The sequence below is a fragment of the Streptomyces sp. NPDC029151 genome (assembly GCF_055564315.1).
The window spans coordinates 379,566-397,173 of sequence record NZ_JBVHWQ010000004.1 but is presented as its reverse complement, the minus strand read 5'-3'; the positions used below and the strand labels follow the sequence as shown (position 1 = coordinate 397,173).

The 17,608-nt window shown below is 74.3% G+C and carries 13 protein-coding genes; 10 read left to right on the top strand and 3 right to left on the bottom strand.

Features of this window, described 5'->3' with window-relative positions:
• The first annotated feature begins 25 nt into the window (after positions 1 to 25).
• The 5 genes from ACZ4VF_RS18295 (at position 26) to sucD (ending at position 7,753) form a co-directional block, all read left to right on the top strand.
• A complete protein-coding gene (locus ACZ4VF_RS18295) occupies positions 26 to 1,156 on the top strand; it encodes an ATP-binding protein (RefSeq protein WP_467927018.1) in 1,131 nt (376 codons plus the stop codon).
• Entirely contained in the window at positions 1,153 to 3,975 is a 2,823-nt protein-coding gene (locus ACZ4VF_RS18290; protein ID WP_467927017.1) for a DUF5682 family protein, read from the top strand. Before ACZ4VF_RS18295 ends, ACZ4VF_RS18290 begins: the two co-directional genes overlap by 4 nt.
• Entirely contained in the window at positions 3,972 to 5,177 is a 1,206-nt protein-coding gene (locus tag ACZ4VF_RS18285) for a VWA domain-containing protein (RefSeq protein WP_467927016.1), read from the top strand. Before ACZ4VF_RS18290 ends, ACZ4VF_RS18285 begins: the two co-directional genes overlap by 4 nt.
• Positions 5,178 to 5,659: 482 nt before the next feature.
• Positions 5,660 to 6,841, top strand: coding sequence for an ADP-forming succinate--CoA ligase subunit beta (gene sucC, locus ACZ4VF_RS18280; protein ID WP_467927015.1), 1,182 nt, complete (start codon positions 5,660 to 5,662; stop codon positions 6,839 to 6,841).
• 27 nt (positions 6,842 to 6,868) lie between these two features.
• Positions 6,869 to 7,753 carry a succinate--CoA ligase subunit alpha gene (gene sucD, locus ACZ4VF_RS18275; RefSeq protein ID WP_201832127.1) on the top strand — a complete coding sequence of 295 codons (885 nt, stop codon included), beginning with the start codon at positions 6,869 to 6,871 and terminating at the stop codon, positions 7,751 to 7,753.
• 212 nt (positions 7,754 to 7,965) lie between these two features.
• Here the strand turns inward: sucD and ACZ4VF_RS18270 are convergent, their stop codons facing one another.
• On the bottom strand, positions 7,966 to 8,823 hold the full coding sequence (locus ACZ4VF_RS18270; RefSeq protein ID WP_467927013.1) for a SigE family RNA polymerase sigma factor: 858 nt from the start codon (positions 8,821 to 8,823) through the stop codon (positions 7,966 to 7,968).
• 111 nt (positions 8,824 to 8,934) lie between these two features.
• On the opposite strand from ACZ4VF_RS18270, the gene ACZ4VF_RS18265 reads away from it, so the two are divergent.
• A complete protein-coding gene (locus ACZ4VF_RS18265; RefSeq protein WP_467927374.1) occupies positions 8,935 to 10,974 on the top strand; it encodes a cell division protein PerM in 2,040 nt (679 codons plus the stop codon).
• A gap of 6 nt (positions 10,975 to 10,980) precedes the next feature.
• On the opposite strand, the gene ACZ4VF_RS18260 is transcribed toward ACZ4VF_RS18265, so the two are convergent.
• Positions 10,981 to 12,021, bottom strand: a complete 1,041-nt coding sequence (locus ACZ4VF_RS18260; protein WP_467927012.1) for a hypothetical protein — start codon at positions 12,019 to 12,021, stop codon at positions 10,981 to 10,983.
• Between the two features lie 295 nt (positions 12,022 to 12,316).
• Between ACZ4VF_RS18260 and purN the strand changes: the two genes are divergently transcribed.
• From purN to ACZ4VF_RS18240, 4 genes are all read left to right on the top strand, one after another.
• Positions 12,317 to 12,955, top strand: coding sequence for a phosphoribosylglycinamide formyltransferase (gene purN, locus ACZ4VF_RS18255; RefSeq protein WP_467927011.1), 639 nt, complete (start codon positions 12,317 to 12,319; stop codon positions 12,953 to 12,955).
• A complete protein-coding gene (purH, locus tag ACZ4VF_RS18250; RefSeq protein WP_467927009.1) occupies positions 12,952 to 14,514 on the top strand; it encodes a bifunctional phosphoribosylaminoimidazolecarboxamide formyltransferase/IMP cyclohydrolase in 1,563 nt (520 codons plus the stop codon). Before purN ends, purH begins: the two co-directional genes overlap by 4 nt.
• A 201-nt stretch (positions 14,515 to 14,715) precedes the next feature.
• A complete protein-coding gene (locus ACZ4VF_RS18245) occupies positions 14,716 to 16,038 on the top strand; it encodes a sensor histidine kinase (protein ID WP_467927008.1) in 1,323 nt (440 codons plus the stop codon).
• Entirely contained in the window at positions 16,002 to 16,646 is a 645-nt protein-coding gene (locus ACZ4VF_RS18240; RefSeq protein ID WP_467927006.1) for a LuxR C-terminal-related transcriptional regulator, read from the top strand. Before ACZ4VF_RS18245 ends, ACZ4VF_RS18240 begins: the two co-directional genes overlap by 37 nt.
• A 90-nt stretch (positions 16,647 to 16,736) precedes the next feature.
• On the opposite strand, the gene ACZ4VF_RS18235 is transcribed toward ACZ4VF_RS18240, so the two are convergent.
• Entirely contained in the window at positions 16,737 to 17,342 is a 606-nt protein-coding gene (locus tag ACZ4VF_RS18235; protein ID WP_467927005.1) for a hypothetical protein, read from the bottom strand.
• Positions 17,343 to 17,608: the final 266 nt, after the last annotated feature.

Genomic DNA, 17,608 nt, shown 5'->3' with positions numbered 1-17,608 from the left:
GGCCGAGCTGGAGGGGGCCTCAGCCATGTCTGTGTCCGTGGAACCGACGACCGCCGCACCCGACCGCGACGAGACCGCGCAGGCGCTGCGACCGCACGCCGAGGACGCCTTCGCGGCCGAACTCGCCGCGCTCGCCGCGCAGGACGACCGCCCGCGCCCCGCCCGCTGGAAACTGTCGCCGTGGGCGGTGGCGACGTACCTGCTCGGCGGCACCCTGCCGGACGGCACGGTGATCACACCCAAGTACGTCGGCCCGCGCCGCATCGTGGAGGTCGCCGTCACCACGCTCGCCACCGACCGCGCCCTGCTCCTGCTCGGCGTGCCCGGCACCGCCAAGACGTGGGTGTCCGAACACCTGGCCGCCGCCGTCAGCGGCGACTCGACCCTGCTGGTGCAGGGCACGGCCGGCACCCCGGAGGAGGCGATCCGGTACGGCTGGAACTACGCGCAGCTGCTCGCCCACGGCCCGAGCCGCGACGCCCTGGTGCCCAGCCCCGTCATGCGGGCCATGGCCGAGGGCATGACGGCCCGGGTGGAGGAGCTGACCCGCATCCCGGCCGATGTGCAGGACACGCTGATCACCATCCTGTCCGAGAAGACCCTGCCCGTCCCCGAACTGGGCGAGGAGGTCCAGGCGGTCCGCGGCTTCAACCTCATCGCCACCGCCAACGACCGCGACCGCGGGGTCAACGACCTCTCCAGCGCACTGCGCCGCCGCTTCAACACCGTGGTGCTGCCCCTGCCGGAGAGCGCCGACGCCGAGGTCGACATCGTCACCCGCCGGGTCGAGCAGCTCGGCCGCTCCCTCGACCTGCCGGCCGCGCCCGACGGCATCGAGGAGATCCGACGGGTCGTCACCGTCTTCCGCGAGCTGCGCGACGGCGTCACCGCCGACGGCCGTACGAAGGTGAAGTCCCCCAGCGGCACCCTGTCCACGGCGGAGGCGATCTCCGTCGTCACGGGCGGCCTCGCGCTCGCCGCGCACTTCGGCGACGGCGTGCTGCGGCCGGGAGACGTCGCCGCCGGCATCCTCGGCGCCGTCGTCCGGGACCCCGCGGCCGACCGGGTCGTCTGGCAGGAGTACCTGGAGACCGTCGTCCGCGAGCGCGAGGGCTGGACCGACTTCTACCGCGCCTGCCGCGAGGTGAGCGCATGACCGGCACCGACGGGAGCACGGCGTACGCCTCCGGGCCGCTGCTGCTCGGCGTACGGCACCACGGGCCCGGCTCCGCACGCGCGGTGCGGGCCGCGCTGGAGGCCGCCCGTCCGGCCGCCGTGCTGATCGAGGGCCCGCCGGAGGCCGACCCGCTGATCCCGCTGGCCGCCGACCCGGGCCTCAGGCCCCCTGTCGCCCTGCTCGCCCACGCCGTGGACGAGCCCGGCCGCTCGGCCTTCTGGCCGTTCGCCGAGTTCAGCCCCGAGTGGGTCGCCGTCCGCTGGGCCGTGGAGCGGGGTGTCCCGGCCCGCTTCATCGACCTGCCGGCCGCGCACACGCTCGCGTGGGAGGGGGACACGCCGGCGTCGGCCGACGGGGACGGCGAGAGCGGAAGCAGCGAGGGCGGCGGGAACCACGGGGCCGAGGAGAGGGGCGACGGGGAGGAGGCGGTCCGTGTCGACCCGCTCGCCGTGCTCGCCGAGACCGCCGGGTACGACGACCCCGAGCGCTGGTGGGAGGACGTCGTCGAGCACCGGGGGCCGGGCGCCGGCGGCACCTTCGATCCCTTCGCGCCGTTCGCCGCGGTGGCGGACGCGATGGCCGCGCTGCGCGAGCGTCACGGCGCCGGCGGACGCGACCGGGACCTCGTCCGCGAGGCGTACATGCGGCTCCGGCTGCGCGAGGCGCGCAAGGAGTTCGGGGACACCGTGGCCGTGGTGTGCGGCGCCTGGCACGTGCCCGCGCTGCGCGAGAGGACCAAGGTCACCGCCGACCGGGCGCTGCTGCGGGGCCTGCCCAAGGTCAGGACCGATCTGACCTGGGTGCCGTGGACGCACCGCAGGCTGGCCCGGGCCGGCGGATACGGCGCGGGCATCGACTCGCCGGGCTGGTACGGGCACCTGTTCCGGGCCCCGGACCGGCCGGTCGAGCGCTGGCTGACCAAGGTGGCCGGGCTGCTGCGCGAGGAGGACCGGATCGTGTCCTCGGCGCACGTCATCGAGGCCGTCCGGCTCGCGGAGACCCTGGCGGTGCTGCGGGGGCGCCCGCTGCCCGGCCTCGGCGAGACCATGGACGCGGTGCGCGCGGTGCTGTGCGAGGGCTCGGACGTGCCCCTGGCGCTGGTGCACGACCGGCTGGTGGTCGGTGATGTCCTCGGCGAGGTCCCGGAGTCCGCGCCCGCGGTGCCGTTGCAGCGCGACCTGGCCCGGCAGCAGCGCTCGCTCCGGCTCAAGCCCGAGGCACCGGAGCGCGAGCTGGAGCTGGACCTGCGCGGGGACACCGACGCCGGCCGCAGCAGGCTGCTGCACCGGCTCAGGCTGCTCGGCGTCGGCTGGGGGGAGCCGGCCCGGTCCCGGGGGAGCACGGGCACCTTCCGGGAGACCTGGCGGCTGCGCTGGGAGCCGGAGCTGTCCGTGCGGGTCGCCGAGGCGGGCGTGTGGGGGACGACCGTACAGGCGGCGGCACAGGCCAAGGCGGAGGCCGACGCGGCGGCGGCACGCGCCCTGGCCGACGTGACCGCGCTCGCCGAGCAGTGCCTGCTGGCCGGTCTGACGGACGCGCTGCCCGTGGTCATGCGGGTGCTCGCCGACCGGGCGGCCCTGGACACCGACGTCGGCCACCTCGCCCAGGCGCTGCCCGCCCTGGTCCGCTCCCTGCGCTACGGCGACGTGCGCGGAACCGACACCCGCGCGCTGGCCGGGGTCGCGGCGGGCCTCGCCGAACGCGTCTTCGTCGGCCTGCCTCCCGCCTGCGTCGCTCTGGACGCGGACGCGGCGGAGGAGATGCGCGGTCATGTGGACGCCGTCCACACGGCGGTGGGGCTGCTGGCGGAGAGCTTGGCGGGGGCGTCGGCGGGCGGCGGGCGGGCGGCCGCCGGTGCGTCGACGCGGGGCGACGCGGGTGCTGCCGGTGCGTCCGCGAGCGACGGAGGCGAGGGCGCGGAGGTGCCGGCGGAAGGGGGACCGGCCGGTGCCGACGGGGTGGGGGGAGACACCGGGAGCGGCGCCGGTGCCTCCACGGAGGGGGCCGGGACGGGCGAGGGCGAGGCCCGGCTCTCCGCGGAAGACGGTGGCGGCGGCCCGGCACCGGGGATCGGAGCCGGGAGAGGTCCGGCGGCGGACGGGAAGGCCCGCCAGGGGCACGGTCCCTGCACCGCGCGAGGAGGACTGCGGGAGCGTTGGCGGGGTGTGCTGCGGGCGCTGGCGGTGCGGGAGAACGCACCGGGGGTGATCCGGGGAAGAGCCGTGCGGTTGCTGCTGGACGAGGGGGCGCTGCCGCCCGAGGAGGCGGCCCGGCTGATGGGACTGGCGCTGTCGCCGGGCACGCCGCCCGCCGCTGCCGCCGCCTGGGTCGAGGGGTTCGCCGGCGGCGGGGGCGGACTGCTGCTGGTGCACGACGAACGGCTGCTCGGTCTGCTCGACGGCTGGCTGACCGGGGTGCCGGCCGAGGCCTTCACGGACGTACTGCCCCTGCTGCGGCGCACCTTCGCGGCGTACGAGCCGGGGGTGCGCAGAACCCTCGGCGAGCTGATCCGGCGCGGACCGGGGGAGCGGCCCGGCGGGGCCGCCGCCCCCGCGGCCACCGTCCCCGGCTTCGCCGCCGAACCGGACACCGGGCGCGCCGACGCCGTCCTGCCGGTGCTGCGGCTGCTGCTCGGCCTGGACGCGGGCCACGGGACGGCACAGGAAGCGGCGTACGAGGTACGGGAAGCGGCGTACGCGACACCACACGACACGACACACGAGGCGGCACACGCAGCGGCGCGCGAGGCGACGCACAGGACGGCACACGGCGACTGCCTCGCGGGGGTGGGCACATGACACACGGACCGGAGACCACCGGCACCAGGGACTCCGCCGGCACGACCGGCGCCACCGACCCCGCGCGGGAGCGTCTCCGGCGGTGGCGGCTGGTGCTCGGCGGGGACCAGGCCGACGGCACCGGGTGCGCGCTGTCCGGCCGGGACGCGGCGATGGACGGCACACTGGCCGCGCTCTACGGCAGGAGCGACAGACCGCAGGCGGGCCGGGACCGGTCCGCGGGGCTCGGTGCCTCGGCGCCGTCCGTGGCGCGCTGGCTCGGCGACATCCGCACCTACTTCCCCTCCTCGGTCGTCCAGGTCATGCAGCGCGACGCCATCGACCGCCTCGGCCTCGCCTCCCTGCTGCTGGAGCCGGAGATGCTGGAGGCGGTGGAGGCCGACGTGCACCTGGTCGGCACGCTCCTCTCGCTGCACAAGGCGATGCCGGAGACGACGAAGGAGACGGCCCGCGCGGTCGTGCGCAAGGTGGTCGAGGACCTGGAGAAGCGGCTCGCCACCCGCACCCGGGCCACGCTCACCGGCGCCCTGGACCGCAGTGCCCGCGTCACCCGCCCGCGCCACCACGACATCGACTGGAACCGCACCATCGCGGCCAACCTCAAGCACTACCTCCCCGAGCACCGCACGGTCGTACCGGAACGGCTCATCGGCTACGGGCGGGCCGCGCGGTCGGTGAAGAAGGAGGTCGTGCTCTGCGTCGACCAGTCCGGGTCGATGGCGGCGTCCGTGGTGTACGCGTCCGTGTTCGGCGCGGTCCTCGCCTCGATGCGGTCGATCAGCACCCGGCTGGTCGTCTTCGACACGGCGGTCGTCGACCTCACCGACCAGCTGGACGACCCCGTCGACGTGCTCTTCGGGACCCAGCTCGGCGGCGGTACGGACATCAACCGGGCGCTCGCCTACTGCCAGGCGCAGATCACCCGGCCGGCCGAGACCGTCGTCGTGCTGATCAGCGACCTCTACGAGGGCGGCATCCGCCACGAGATGCTCAAGCGGGTCACGGCGATGAAGGCGTCCGGGGTGCAGTTCGTGGCGCTGCTGGCGCTGTCGGACGAGGGGGCGCCCGCCTACGACCGCGAGCACGCGGCCGCGCTGGCCGCGCTCGGCGCACCGGCCTTCGCCTGCACACCCGACCTGTTCCCGGAGGTGATGGCCGCCGCGCTGGAGAAACGGCCGCTGCCCGTGCCCGACACGGCGTGAGTGGAACCGGCGCCGCGCGGGCACCCGGTGGGCAGCCGGGCCGAGCGCCCGGAACAGCTCCGCGGGGCGCCCGGCCCCGGGCGGCCGGAAGCCGTCGGCCCGTCCGGGCGGAGCCGCGCGGACGGGGCGCGTGGTCCCCATTGGGGTGGGGATCAAACGCCCCCGGGCCCCGGCCGACCGGGGCCGCCAGGGGGGTCTCACCGGGTCGACCCCAGCCCGGTGAGGCCTCGCACACCGCCCGTACCGGACCCATAGGACGGCACTCTGTGCCAGGGAACCCGGCATCATGTGACAGGTATCACCGCTCACGTGTGACCCTCGATTTAGGGAGCCCCCGCAAGCGGCGATAACCTGCGAGACGGACATGCCGCGCGCTCGGACACCGTGTGCGCCTCCCTTGTGACAAGCGGACGTCACGTTGCCCTTCGCGGCACGCCCACGCATCCAACGAACCGCGAGATCACTGATAGGGACGGAAGCGCGTGGACCTGTTCGAGTACCAGGCGAGGGACCTCTTCGCCAAGCACGATGTACCGGTGCTGGCCGGTGAAGTCATCGACACGCCTGAGGCGGCGCGCGAGATCACCGAGCGTCTGGGCGGCAAGTCCGTCGTCAAGGCGCAGGTGAAGGTCGGTGGTCGCGGCAAGGCCGGTGGCGTCAAGCTGGCCGCCTCCGCGGACGAGGCCGTCGCCCGCGCGACGGACATCCTCGGCATGGACATCAAGGGCCACACGGTCCACAAGGTCATGATCGCCGAGACCGCTCCGGAGATCCTCGAGGAGTACTACGTCTCCTTCCTCCTCGACCGGGCGAACCGCACCTTCCTCTCCATCGCCTCCGTCGAGGGCGGCATGGAGATCGAGGAGGTGGCGGCCACCCGTCCGGAGGCCGTCGCCAAGACCGCGATCGACCCGATCGACGGTGTGGACGAGGCCAAGGCCCGCGAGATCGTCGAGGCCGCCAAGTTCCCGGCCGAGGTCGCGGACAAGGTCGTCAACGTCCTGGTCAAGCTGTGGGACACCTTCATCAAGTCGGACGCCCTCCTGGTCGAGGTCAACCCGCTCGCGAAGGTCGCCTCCGGCGAGGTCATCGCCCTCGACGGCAAGGTGTCGCTGGACGACAACGCCGAGTTCCGCCACCCCGAGTACGAGGAGCTCCACGACAAGGCCGCCGCCAACCCGCTCGAGGCGGCCGCCAAGGAGAAGGGCCTCAACTACGTCAAGCTCGACGGCGAGGTCGGCATCATCGGCAACGGCGCCGGTCTCGTCATGAGCACCCTGGACGTCGTCGCCTACGCCGGTGAGAACCACGGCGGCGTGAAGCCCGCCAACTTCCTGGACATCGGCGGCGGTGCCTCCGCCCAGGTGATGGCGAACGGCCTGGAGATCATCCTGGGCGACCCGGACGTCAAGTCCGTCTTCGTCAACGTCTTCGGCGGCATCACCGCCTGCGACGAGGTCGCCAACGGCATCGTCCAGGCCCTGAAGCTCCTGGAGGACCGCGGCGAGAAGGTCGAGAAGCCGCTCGTCGTCCGCCTCGACGGCAACAACGCCGAGCTGGGCCGCAAGATCCTCACCGACGCCAACCACCCGCTGGTGCAGCGCGTCGACACCATGGACGGCGCGGCCGACAAGGCCGCCGAGCTGGCCCACGCCGCCAAGTAAGCACTCAGGACGAGGACACAACACACCATGGCTATCTGGCTCAACAAGGACAGCAAGGTCATCGTCCAGGGCATGACCGGTGCCACCGGCATGAAGCACACCAAGCTCATGCTCGGTGACGGCACGAACGTCGTGGGCGGCGTGAACCCGCGCAAGGCGGGTCAGACCGTGGACTTCGACGGCACCGAGGTACCCGTCTTCGGGACCGTCAAGGAGGCCATCGAGGCCACCGGCGCCAACGTCTCCGTCATCTTCGTACCGGAGAAGTTCACCAAGGACGCGGTCGTCGAGGCCATCGACGCCGAGATCCCGCTGGCCGTCGTGATCACCGAGGGCATCGCCGTGCACGACACGGCCGCCTTCTGGTCGTACGCCGGCAAGAAGGGCAACAAGACCCGGATCATCGGCCCGAACTGCCCCGGCATCATCACCCCGGGCCAGTCGAACGTCGGCATCATCCCGGGCGACATCACCAAGCCGGGCCGCATCGGCCTGGTGTCGAAGTCCGGCACGCTGACGTACCAGATGATGTACGAGCTGCGCGACATCGGCTTCTCCACCGCCGTCGGCATCGGTGGCGACCCGATCATCGGCACCACGCACATCGACGCCCTGGCCGCGTTCCAGGACGACCCCGACACCGACCTGATCGTCATGATCGGTGAGATCGGCGGCGACGCCGAGGAGCGCGCGGCCGCGTTCATCAAGGAGAACGTGACCAAGCCGGTCGTCGGCTACGTCGCGGGCTTCACCGCGCCCGAGGGCAAGACCATGGGCCACGCCGGCGCCATCGTCTCCGGCTCCTCCGGCACCGCCCAGGCCAAGAAGGAGGCCCTGGAGGCCGCCGGCGTCAAGGTCGGCAAGACGCCGACCGAGACGGCCAAGCTCGCCCGCGAGATCCTGAGCGCCTGAGGACCGACGCCTGAGCGTCCGCGCGCCCGAGCGTCCGAGGCGCGGCGCCTGACGCCGGAACGCCGGGGCCCTGCCGGCTGAGCGTCGCGGCTCGCCGTCGGCAGACCGGTCCTGTTGTCACGGGTAGGCCCGTCCCCTTCGCCGGGGCGGGCCTACCGGCGTTCCGGGACCCCGTGCTCACCACGCCCGCACCCGCACCGCGCCCGCCCCCCTCACCGCCCCTCTGGAAACACCCGCTCCGGGCCGCTCGACTCCGAGCGGTGCAGCTTGGCGCGCAGGGCCAGCTCCGCCTGGGACAGCGGTCCCAGGCCGGCCGGTGGCGGGACCCCCTGCACCGCCTGGGCCGGGGCCACCGGGGCCTCGTAGCGGGTCGGCGCCGTGCGCAGCGTGAGGGCCGTCGCGCCGATGATCGTGACGGTGAAGGCGATGGCGGCCCGGGTCCAGAAGACGTTCCGGCGTTCGGACCCGGTGCGCACCAGCGTCGGCCCGGCCGCGCGCAGGTGCTCCGCCGAGGCCAGTTCGCGCAGCCGGCGGTGCAGCTCGGCGGGGTCGGCCAGTTCCGGCAGCCGCGCGGCCACCGCCTCGCGGGCGTGGGTCAGCCGGTTCGCGGCGGCCGGGGTGCTCGCCTCCGTCTCCGCCGCCGTCTCCGGCAGGTCGAGCCCCACCCCGTCGTACAGGACGAGCGTGCGCCGGTACGGGGCCGGCAGCCCGAGCAGGGTGTGCAGCAGTTCCCGGTGGGCCGGGTCGGCGGGCGGGGGCTCCGGGGACCGGTAGCGGGGGCGGAAGCGGTGCCAGGGGGAGAGGGCGCAGTCGTACGCCACCGCCCGTACCCAGCCGGCCGGGTCCCGGTCCCGGGCCACCTCCGGCCAGCGCTGCCAGGCCAGCTGGAAGGCCTGCTCCACGGACTCGCGGGCCAGTTCCCGGCGCCCGGTGAGCAGATAGGTCTGCCGTACGAGGGCGGGGGCGCAGAACGCGTACAGCGCGTCGAAGGCCTGAGCGGGCGTCAGGCTCACCAGTTCCGAGCATTGCTGAGGGGCCGTCGGCTCGGGGCTCTGTGTCGTCGTCACCATGCACCCTTCCGTACGAAAAAGAACATAAACGTATATTGAGCGACACAGCGGGGGTTCGCCTGTTACGACGGGAAAGCGCGTGTCGTTGGGAGCATGGCGTGCGTGATCCAGATGACCGCTCGCCGCTCGTCGCCCCCGCCCCTGCTCTCCCGGATGCGCGACCGTTCGCCCGGCCTCGGCGCGAGCCTGCTGGGCGGCGCCGTCGCGGCCGGACTGGGCCTCGGCTCCTTCGCGGTGCTCGTGATGATGCTGTGGGTCAGCTCGCCGTACCCGGACAGCGGACCGGACGGGGCGCTGCACATCGCCGCCGCCCTGTGGCTGCTGGCGCACGGCGTGGAACTGGTCCGCACCGACACGCTCTCCGGCGTGCCGATGCCCGTCGGCGTCACCCCGCTGCTGCTGCTCACCCTGCCGTTGTGGCTGGTGTACCGGGCGGCGCGGGACGCCACCGAGCCGTCGGCCGAACCGGACGGCCCCCCGCCGGTACGGGCGCGCACCGCGTGGACGGGCGTGGTCCTCGGCTATCTGGGTGTGGGTGCCGCCGCGACGCTGTACTGCTCCGGCGGCGAACTGCGCCCGCAGTGGGCCGGGGTGACGGTGTGTCTTCCCCTCCTCGCGGCGAGCGCGGCCGGCGCCGGGACCTGGTCGGCGCACGGCCGTCCGCACCAGCCCCTGCGCCGCGTGCTGGGGACGCTGCCGGGTCCGGTGCGGCGGCTGCTGTTCGGCACGGACGCGCGGGCCCGGCTGGGTGCGGCCGTACGTGCCGCCGGTGCCGCGACGACGGTGCTGTTCGGGGGCGGCGCGCTGCTGGTCGGGGTGTCCCTGGTGTGGCACGGCGAGCCGGCGCGGGCGTCCTTCCTGCAACTGACCGAGGGCTGGACGGGACGGTTCGCGGTGCTGCTGCTCGGCATCGCCCTGGTCCCCAACGCCGCGGTCTGGGCCGCGTCCTACGCGCTGGGCCCCGGTTTCCTCCTCGGCGCCGGGCACCTGGTCGACCCGCTCGCCTCCGACCCCGCGCCGCTGCTGCCGCCGTTCCCGCTGCTGGCCGCGGTACCGGATCCGGGTGCCGGGACGCCCCAGAACTGGGCGGCGGGCGTGATCCCGGCGGTGGCCGGGACGACGGCGGGGTGGTTCGTGGCGCGGGCGGCCGTACGGCGGGAGTCCGGCGCGCCGGCGCGGGCCCGCTGGTCGGCCGGCCGGACCGCCGGGGTGGTGCTGCTGACGGCACTGTTCAGCGCGGCGGCCCTCGCCCTGCTCGCCGAGCTGGCGGGGGGCCCGCTGGGCGTGGCCGCGCTGGCCCGCCTCGGCCCGCTGTGGTGGCGGACCGGGGGCGCGGCCGGGGCCTGGACGCTGGTCTTCGCGCTGCCGGCGGCACTGGGGGCACGGGCCTGGCGGCTGCGCGGCCGGCGCCGGCACCCCGACGGCATCCCGGCGCAGGGCACCGAGACGGCGGGTGGGGCGGCGGCCCCGAAGGGGACCCGGGGCGGAAAGGCGGCGGCACGGCCGACGGCGGCGGCAGCGGTCAAGGCACCTTCGGCACCGTCGGCGGCTACGGAAGCGGCTAAAACCGCGGAGGAGACGCCGTCGTCCGCGGAGCCGTCGCCCGCCAAGTCGCCGCCCGCGAAGTCGCCGGCTGCGGAGGCTCCGTCTGCTGAGGGGGCGTCTGCCGAGGCGCCGGCAGGAGAGTCGGCGGCCGGGACGCCGGCAGCCGGGGAGCCGGCCCGGGCGGGAGAGCGGGAAGGCACCGGAGCGGGGGCGGCCACGGCGCCGGACGCGGAGCCGGCCGACGGCGGGAACGCGTCCAGGGTCTCGCTGTGGGGGAGGAGCAGGAGCGCCGACAAGGGGGGTACGCCCGCCCGGGCGGGGGCCGCGGGCGGTGCGGCGGAGGCGGCCGAGGAGGAGCCGTACGAGGCACTCCCCGCCGAGGACGCGTTCCCGTCCTCGTTCCCGGCGCCCTTCCCGGCCTCGTCCACCGAGCCGTTCCCCGTCGGCTGGCACGACGACGTCGCCCGGGCCTCCCGCTGGGCGGCCCTGAAGGAGGCGGCGGCCACCGAGCCTCGGCCCGGCGCGGGAGCGAACGCGACCCCGGGCCCGGACACGGATCCGGGCCCGCACCCCGGCCCGGATCCGCGCCCGGACTCCGGTGAGTGAGAGACCTCAGCCGTTCTCGACGCCCAGCACGCCGCGCAGCTGCCGCGGCAGCAGGGTCTCGCAGGACTGCTTGGCCTCGTGGGTGAGGGCGTCGTCCACACAGGTGTAGTAGTCGCGGTAGACGAGCTGGACGGTGAACGTCGACGCCACCAGGACCAGGGCCAGGGACGCCGTGACCAGGCCGCTGACAGCCGCCGTCGTCTGGGGCCTGCCGGGCGGGGCCGCCGGGGCGTCCGGGGCCGTCCGGCGCGGCTTGGCACGCAGTGCGCTGCTGCCCCAGTACAGGGCGAGCGCGCCCAGGAGCAGCGCTACGTAGGGCCAGCTGAACAGGGCGAAGAAGACCGCCCACATGCCGGAGAGCAGGGCGTACCGCGCGCGGCGCTGGGCCGGGTCCGTCGGGTCCCAGCGCATGCCGGGGCCGGCCGGTCCGCCGGGCCCCTGCGGGCCACCGCCCGGCCGCTCACCGAAGCCGCCGGGGGAGCGCCCGGGCTGCTGGTCACTCCACTGACCGCCCCAGGGAGAGCCGCCACCCGGTCCCTGGCCGTCACCGGCCCCCTGCCCGTTGCCGGGCCACGGACCGCCGTCGTGCCCCTGCCCGTCGCCCGGCCACTGTGGGCCACCGTGCCCCGGCCCGTGTCCCTGGCCCTGCCCCTGACCGGGTCCCTGCCCCTGGCCGTGTCCCTGTCCCTGGCCGTGCCACTGCCCGGGCCCAGCGCCGTACCCCGGACCCGGCCCGTACCCAGGACCCCGGCCCTGCCCCTGCCCCGCACCCCCGGGACGGCGCGGCTGCCACGGACGGTCCGGGGCACCCTCCGGCGGCGGTGCGAACGGATTGTCGCGGTGGTCGTCCTGCCGCTGACCACCGCTCCCGGAGCCGTCCCGCCCGGCACCACCCGAACCGCCCGTCCCGGAACCCCCGCCGGAGCCGCCCCGGGAGGAGTCCGTCGGCGGTGAGGCCGGGCGCTCCCGCAGCAGGGGTGCGCCACCCTCGCCCCCCTGGGCCGGGCGCGGCGGGAACGTGAGGAGTCGCAGGCTGCGATCGGGCATCAAAAGAGCGTCTTCCCCTAGGTGACTACGGCGGTCCGTCATGAGCTTCCACCCCGTGAACGCACCGCACGACCACCGCGTTCCCGAGGCTGCTCCTTCGTGACTCCGTGCGAACGGTACCGTCCGGCCGGACACCCGTCCCGAGGGCCCCTTCCCGAGTGCCGGTATCGTTGCTGGCGGTCGGCCGCTTCGTAGACTTCCCCGTATACCGGGACGCGAAGCATTCGTACGACCGTACAAACCGCCCGGTCGGCGACGGCCGTGCACGGATCGCAACCCGAGAAAGGGCCCCATCGTGGCCGCCACCACCCCTGGCCCAGCGGTCAAGCGCCTCGTCGTGCTGGTCTCCGGATCCGGTACCAATCTGCAGGCGCTCCTGGACGAGATCGCCGCCGTCGGCGCCGAGGCGTACGGCGCCCAGGTCGTGGCCGTCGGCGCGGACCGCGACGGCATCGAGGGGCTGGCCCGCGCCGAGCGCGCCGGGATCACCACCTTCGTGTGCAAGGTGAAGGACCACGGCTCCCGCGAGGAGTGGGACGCCGCGCTCGCCGGGGCCGTGGCCGCCCACCAGCCCGACCTCGTCGTCTCCGCCGGCTTCATGAAGATCGTGGGCAGGGAGTTCCTGGCCCGCTTCGGCGGACGCTTCGTCAACACCCACCCCGCCCTGCTCCCCAGCTTTCCCGGCGCCCACGGCGTCCGCGACGCGCTCGCGTACGGCGCCAGGGTCACCGGCTGCACCGTCCACTTCGTTGACGACGGCGTCGACACCGGCCCGATCATCGCGCAGGGCGTGGTCGAGGTCCGGGACGAGGACGACGAGAGCGCGCTGCACGAGCGCATCAAGGAAGTCGAGCGAAGGCTGCTCGTAGAGGTCGTGGGGCGGCTCGCCCGCAACGGCTATCGCATCGAGGGACGAAAGGTAGTTATCCAGTGACCGCCGAGAGCAACAAGCGGGCCATCCGTCGCGCGCTCGTCAGCGTCTACGACAAGACCGGGCTGGAGGAGCTGGCCCGCGGGCTGCACGAGGCCGGTGTGGAGCTGGTCTCCACCGGGTCCACGGCCGGCCGGATCGCCGCCGCCGGCGTCCCCGTCACCAAGGTCGAGGAGCTGACCGGCTTCCCCGAGTGCCTGGACGGCCGGGTGAAGACCCTGCACCCGAAGGTGCACGCGGGCATCCTCGCCGACCTGCGCCTGGACAGCCACCGCGAGCAGCTCGCGGAGCTGGGCGTGGAGCCGTTCGACCTGGTCGTCGTCAACCTCTACCCGTTCCGGGAGACGGTCGCCTCCGGTGCCTCGCCCGACGAGTGCGTCGAGCAGATCGACATCGGCGGCCCCTCGATGGTCCGCGCCGCCGCCAAGAACCACCCGTCCGTCGCCGTGGTCACCAGCCCGCAGCGCTACGCCGACGTCCTCACCGCGGTGAAGGACGGCGGCTTCGACCTCGCCGCCCGCAAGCGCCTGGCCGCCGAGGCCTTCCGGCACACCGCCGAGTACGACATCGCCGTCGCCTCCTGGTTCGCCTCCGCGTACGCCCCCGCCGACGACTCCGCGTTCCCCGAGTTCATCGGCACCACCCTGGAGCGGGCGCACACCCTGCGCTACGGCGAGAACCCGCACCAGCCCGCCGCCCTCTACACCTCCGGCGAGGGCGGACTCGCGGCCGCCGAGCAGCTGCACGGCAAGGAGATGTCGTACAACAACTACACGGACACGGACGCCGCCCGCCGTGCCGCGTACGACCACGACGAGCCCTGTGTCGCGATCATCAAACACGCCAACCCCTGCGGCATCGCCGTCGGCGCGGACGTCGCCGAGGCGCACCGCAAGGCGCACGCCTGCGACCCGGTCTCCGCGTACGGCGGTGTGATCGCCGTCAACCGGCCGGTCAGCAAGGAGATGGCCGAGCAGGTCGCCGAGATCTTCACCGAGGTCATCGTGGCCCCGGACTACGAGGACGGCGCGCTGGAGGCCCTCACCAAGAAGAAGAACATCCGGGTGCTGCGCTGCCCCGACGCCCCGGCCCACCCGGTCGAGGTCAAGCCGATCGACGGCGGCGCGCTGCTCCAGGCCGCCGACCGGCTCCAGGCCGACGGCGACGACCCGGCCAACTGGACGCTGGCGAGCGGTGAGGCGCTGAGCGCGGACGAGCTCCGGCAGCTCGCCTTCGCCTGGAAGGCCTGCCGCGCGGTGAAGTCCAACGCGATCCTGCTCGCCAAGGACGGCGCCTCGGTCGGTGTCGGCATGGGCCAGGTCAACCGCGTCGACTCCTGCAAGCTGGCCGTCGAGCGGGCCGGCGAGGAGCGGGCCCGGGGCGCCTACGCGGCCTCCGACGCCTTCTTCCCCTTCCCCGACGGCCCGGAGATCCTCATCGGCGCCGGTGTCCGGGCGATCGTCCAGCCGGGCGGCTCGATCCGGGACGAGCAGGTCGTGGAGGCCGCCAAGAAGGCGGGCGTGACCATGTACTTCACGGGCACGCGCCACTTCTTCCACTGATCCCGCCGAGCGGCCCCGCCGCCTCCGCACGGTCCCGCCCGTCCTCCGACGGGCGGGACCACGCCTTTGCGTACGGCGGTCCGCCCCGGCCCCGCCCCAAGAGGGGAGTTTTTCCCACCGACTTCCGGGCTCCCGCCCCGCCACAATGAGGGACCGGAACGAGGGGCCGGGCAGGAGTACGGACAGGGGGGAGCGAGTCGTATGGACGACCGCGTGACACAGCTCGGCGGGTTCAGGGCGCCGGACGCGATCAGGGGATTCTCGGTGGCCGCCGGACTGACCGGTCTGCGCCGGGCGTCGGCGCTGCACGGGATGTCGATCGCCGCCTTAGGCCGGTCGCTCGCCGTGTGCGGCGCGATCGGCCTGATGGGCCCGGGCCTCGGCCTGGTGCCGCGGGCCGTGGAAGGGGTGCGCGGGCTCGCCGCGCGGCAGCGCGAACTCGTCCGGCGCTGGACGGGCGTGGAGATCCCGGGGCCGCCCGGGCCGCTGCCGCCCGCGCCCCAGGGCGCCTCCGGGGCCGTGGCCCGCTACCGCTGGATCATGAGCGATCCGCAGACCCGGCGGGAGTACGTCTGGGTGCTCACGGACCCGGTCGCGGGCGGACTGCTGGCCTTCCTCCCGCTCGCGCTGGTCCTCAGCGGCCTGTGGGGTGTCTTCCTCGCCTTCTTCGGGGTGCGGCTGTCCGCCGAGTGGGACGGCCTGTGGTACGGGTTCGTCCCGGTCGAGGGGCAGGCCACGGCGGTGCTCGCCGGCGTCCTGGGCCTGCTCCAGCTGCCGCTCGCCCTGTGGGCGGCCCCGCGGGTCGTCCGCCGGCACGCCCTGTACACCAGGGCGATGCTCGCGCCGGACGAGAGCGAGCTGATGGCCGGGCGGATCCGGCATCTGGCCGCCACCCGTTCCGCCGCCGTGGACACGCAGATGGCGGAGATCCGCCGGATCGAACGCGACCTGCACGACGGCGCCCAGGCCCGGCTCGTGGCCATGGGCATGACCCTGGACGCGGCCGAGCGGCTGCTGGAGACCGACCCCGAGGCCGTACGCGGCCTGCTCGCCGAGGCCCGGCAGTCCTCCTCGGCGGCCCTGGAGGAACTGCGCGACCTGGTCCGCGGCATCCACCCGCCGGTGCTCGCCGACCGCGGGCTGACCGACGCCGTACGGGCGTTGGCCATGGTCTGCCCGGTCCGCACCGAGGTCCGGGCCGACCTGCCGGGTCGGCCCGAGATGCCCGTGGAGTCCGCCGCCTACTTCGCCGTGTCGGAGATCCTCGCCAACGTCGGCAAGCACGCGGGGGCCGGGCGGGCCTGGATCGAGCTGCGGCACGAGGGCGGGGCGCTCCGCGTGACCGTGACCGACGACGGCCACGGCGGCGCCGACGCCGCCCGCGGCACCGGCCTGCGGGGCGTCGAACGGCGGCTCGCCACCTTCGACGGCGTGCTGGCCGTGAGCAGCCCGGCGGGCGGACCGACGATCGTGACGATGGAGATTCCGTGCGTATTGTCCTCGCCGAAGACCACTTCCTGCTGAGGGACGGGCTGATCCGGCTGCTCGGTGCCTACGGCCACGAGGTGGTGGCGGCCGTGGAGGACGGCACCGGGCTGCTGGACGCGCTGGGCCGGGAACAGCCGGACGTCGCGGTCGTCGACGTCCGGCTCCCGCCCGACTTCACCGACGAGGGGCTGCGCGCCGTCCTCGCCGCCCGCGCGCGGAACCCGGAGCTGCCGGTCCTGCTGCTCTCCCAGTACGTCGAACCGCTCTACGCCCGTGAGCTGCTCGCCACCGGCGGCCGTGGCGTCGGCTACCTGCTCAAGGACCGGGTCACCCACGGCGCCCAGTTCCTGGACGCCATCGAGCGGGTGGCCGCGGGCGGCACCGCCCTGGACCCGGAGGTGGTGTCCCGGCTGCTGGCCCGCAAGGAGCGGGACGCGTCCGTCGGCAGCCTCTCGCCCCGCGAACGCGAGGTCCTGGAACTCGTCGCCCAGGGCCGCTCCAACGCGGGTATCGCACAGGCCCTGCACGTCACCGAGAAGGCCGTCGCCAAGCACATCGGCAACATCTTCACCAAGCTCGGTCTGCTCCCCGCCGACACCGACAACCGCCGGGTCCTGGCCGTCCTCGCCCACCTCGACCAGTGAGCGCCGCCGTCCGGCCCGGAGAACACACCGGGCCGCACCCCGTCCGGACGGACGGAACGCGGCCCTGGAGTGTGCGTGCGCCCCGGCGGCTCAGTACCGCGGGCGGTTGAACCAGGCGGAGGCCGAGCCGGTGACCATCGACGCGAGGATGATGCCGGCGATCGCCAGCGAGATCAGGCCGCCGAAGGTGGCGGAACCGTTGCCGCCGCTCACCATGTTGCTGATGCCGCCGAGGATCATCAGCGCCGCGTAGACGATCGTGGTGACACGGATGCCGTTGCCGCCGTTCTTGAACTTCACGCCCAGGAAGATCGACAGCGCGCCCAGCGCCAGCAGCAGACCCACGACCAGGAACCCGAGACCGGCCAGGCCGTCCGTGCTGTCGCCGGAGCCGACCCCGTTGGACACGTCCTGGGCAGCGCCGATCAGGGCGCCCGCGAGCAGGCCGAACAGGAGCTGGAAACCGGCCAGGACGAACAGCAGCACCCGCGCCGTCTTCATCAGGCCGGGCATCTCCATCGGGACGCCGTAGCCGGGCTGCCCGAGCGGCGGGGCGGCCGGGTAGCCGTAACCGGGCTGGCCCTGCGGGGCGGCGGGGTAGCCGTAGCCGGGCTGTCCCTGCGGCTGCTGCGGCGGGTAACCGGGCTGCTGGCCCTGCGGCGCACCGTAGGGGTTGTTGGGGTCGCCAAAGCTCATGGCGGTCTTCCTCCGTTTACTCACGTGCGGGGACGACGCGCAGCACGGTTCGGAGGAAAGTTCTACAGATGCGGTCCGTCCCCCCGGCACTGCCCGCGGCACTGTGTGCTCATCGTTCTTTAACAGGCTCTTACTTGTCCAGCCGGAGGGGTCAGGTGTTGTGCAAGTGCAACATCGCTGATCAAGCTGTGACATCGGCTGTGACGCCCCCCGTGGGATCGGGGGGCACCCGGATTGGAACCGGGGCCGGGTCATCCGCGAGGATG

Coding starts and splice junctions, on each gene's coding strand:
- ACZ4VF_RS18245 (WP_467927008.1), top strand. CDS start 14,716: ATGGACGACCGCGTGACACAGCTCGGCGGGTTCAGGGCGCCGGACGCG.
- ACZ4VF_RS18260 (WP_467927012.1), bottom strand. CDS start 12,021: ATGCCCGATCGCAGCCTGCGACTCCTCACGTTCCCGCCGCGCCCGGCC.
- ACZ4VF_RS18290 (WP_467927017.1), top strand. CDS start 1,153: ATGACCGGCACCGACGGGAGCACGGCGTACGCCTCCGGGCCGCTGCTG.
- ACZ4VF_RS18285 (WP_467927016.1), top strand. CDS start 3,972: ATGACACACGGACCGGAGACCACCGGCACCAGGGACTCCGCCGGCACG.
- ACZ4VF_RS18265 (WP_467927374.1), top strand. CDS start 8,935: ATGACCGCTCGCCGCTCGTCGCCCCCGCCCCTGCTCTCCCGGATGCGC.
- ACZ4VF_RS18270 (WP_467927013.1), bottom strand. CDS start 8,823: ATGGTGACGACGACACAGAGCCCCGAGCCGACGGCCCCTCAGCAATGC.
- sucD (WP_201832127.1), top strand. CDS start 6,869: ATGGCTATCTGGCTCAACAAGGACAGCAAGGTCATCGTCCAGGGCATG.
- ACZ4VF_RS18295 (WP_467927018.1), top strand. CDS start 26: ATGTCTGTGTCCGTGGAACCGACGACCGCCGCACCCGACCGCGACGAG.
- ACZ4VF_RS18235 (WP_467927005.1), bottom strand. CDS start 17,342: ATGAGCTTTGGCGACCCCAACAACCCCTACGGTGCGCCGCAGGGCCAG.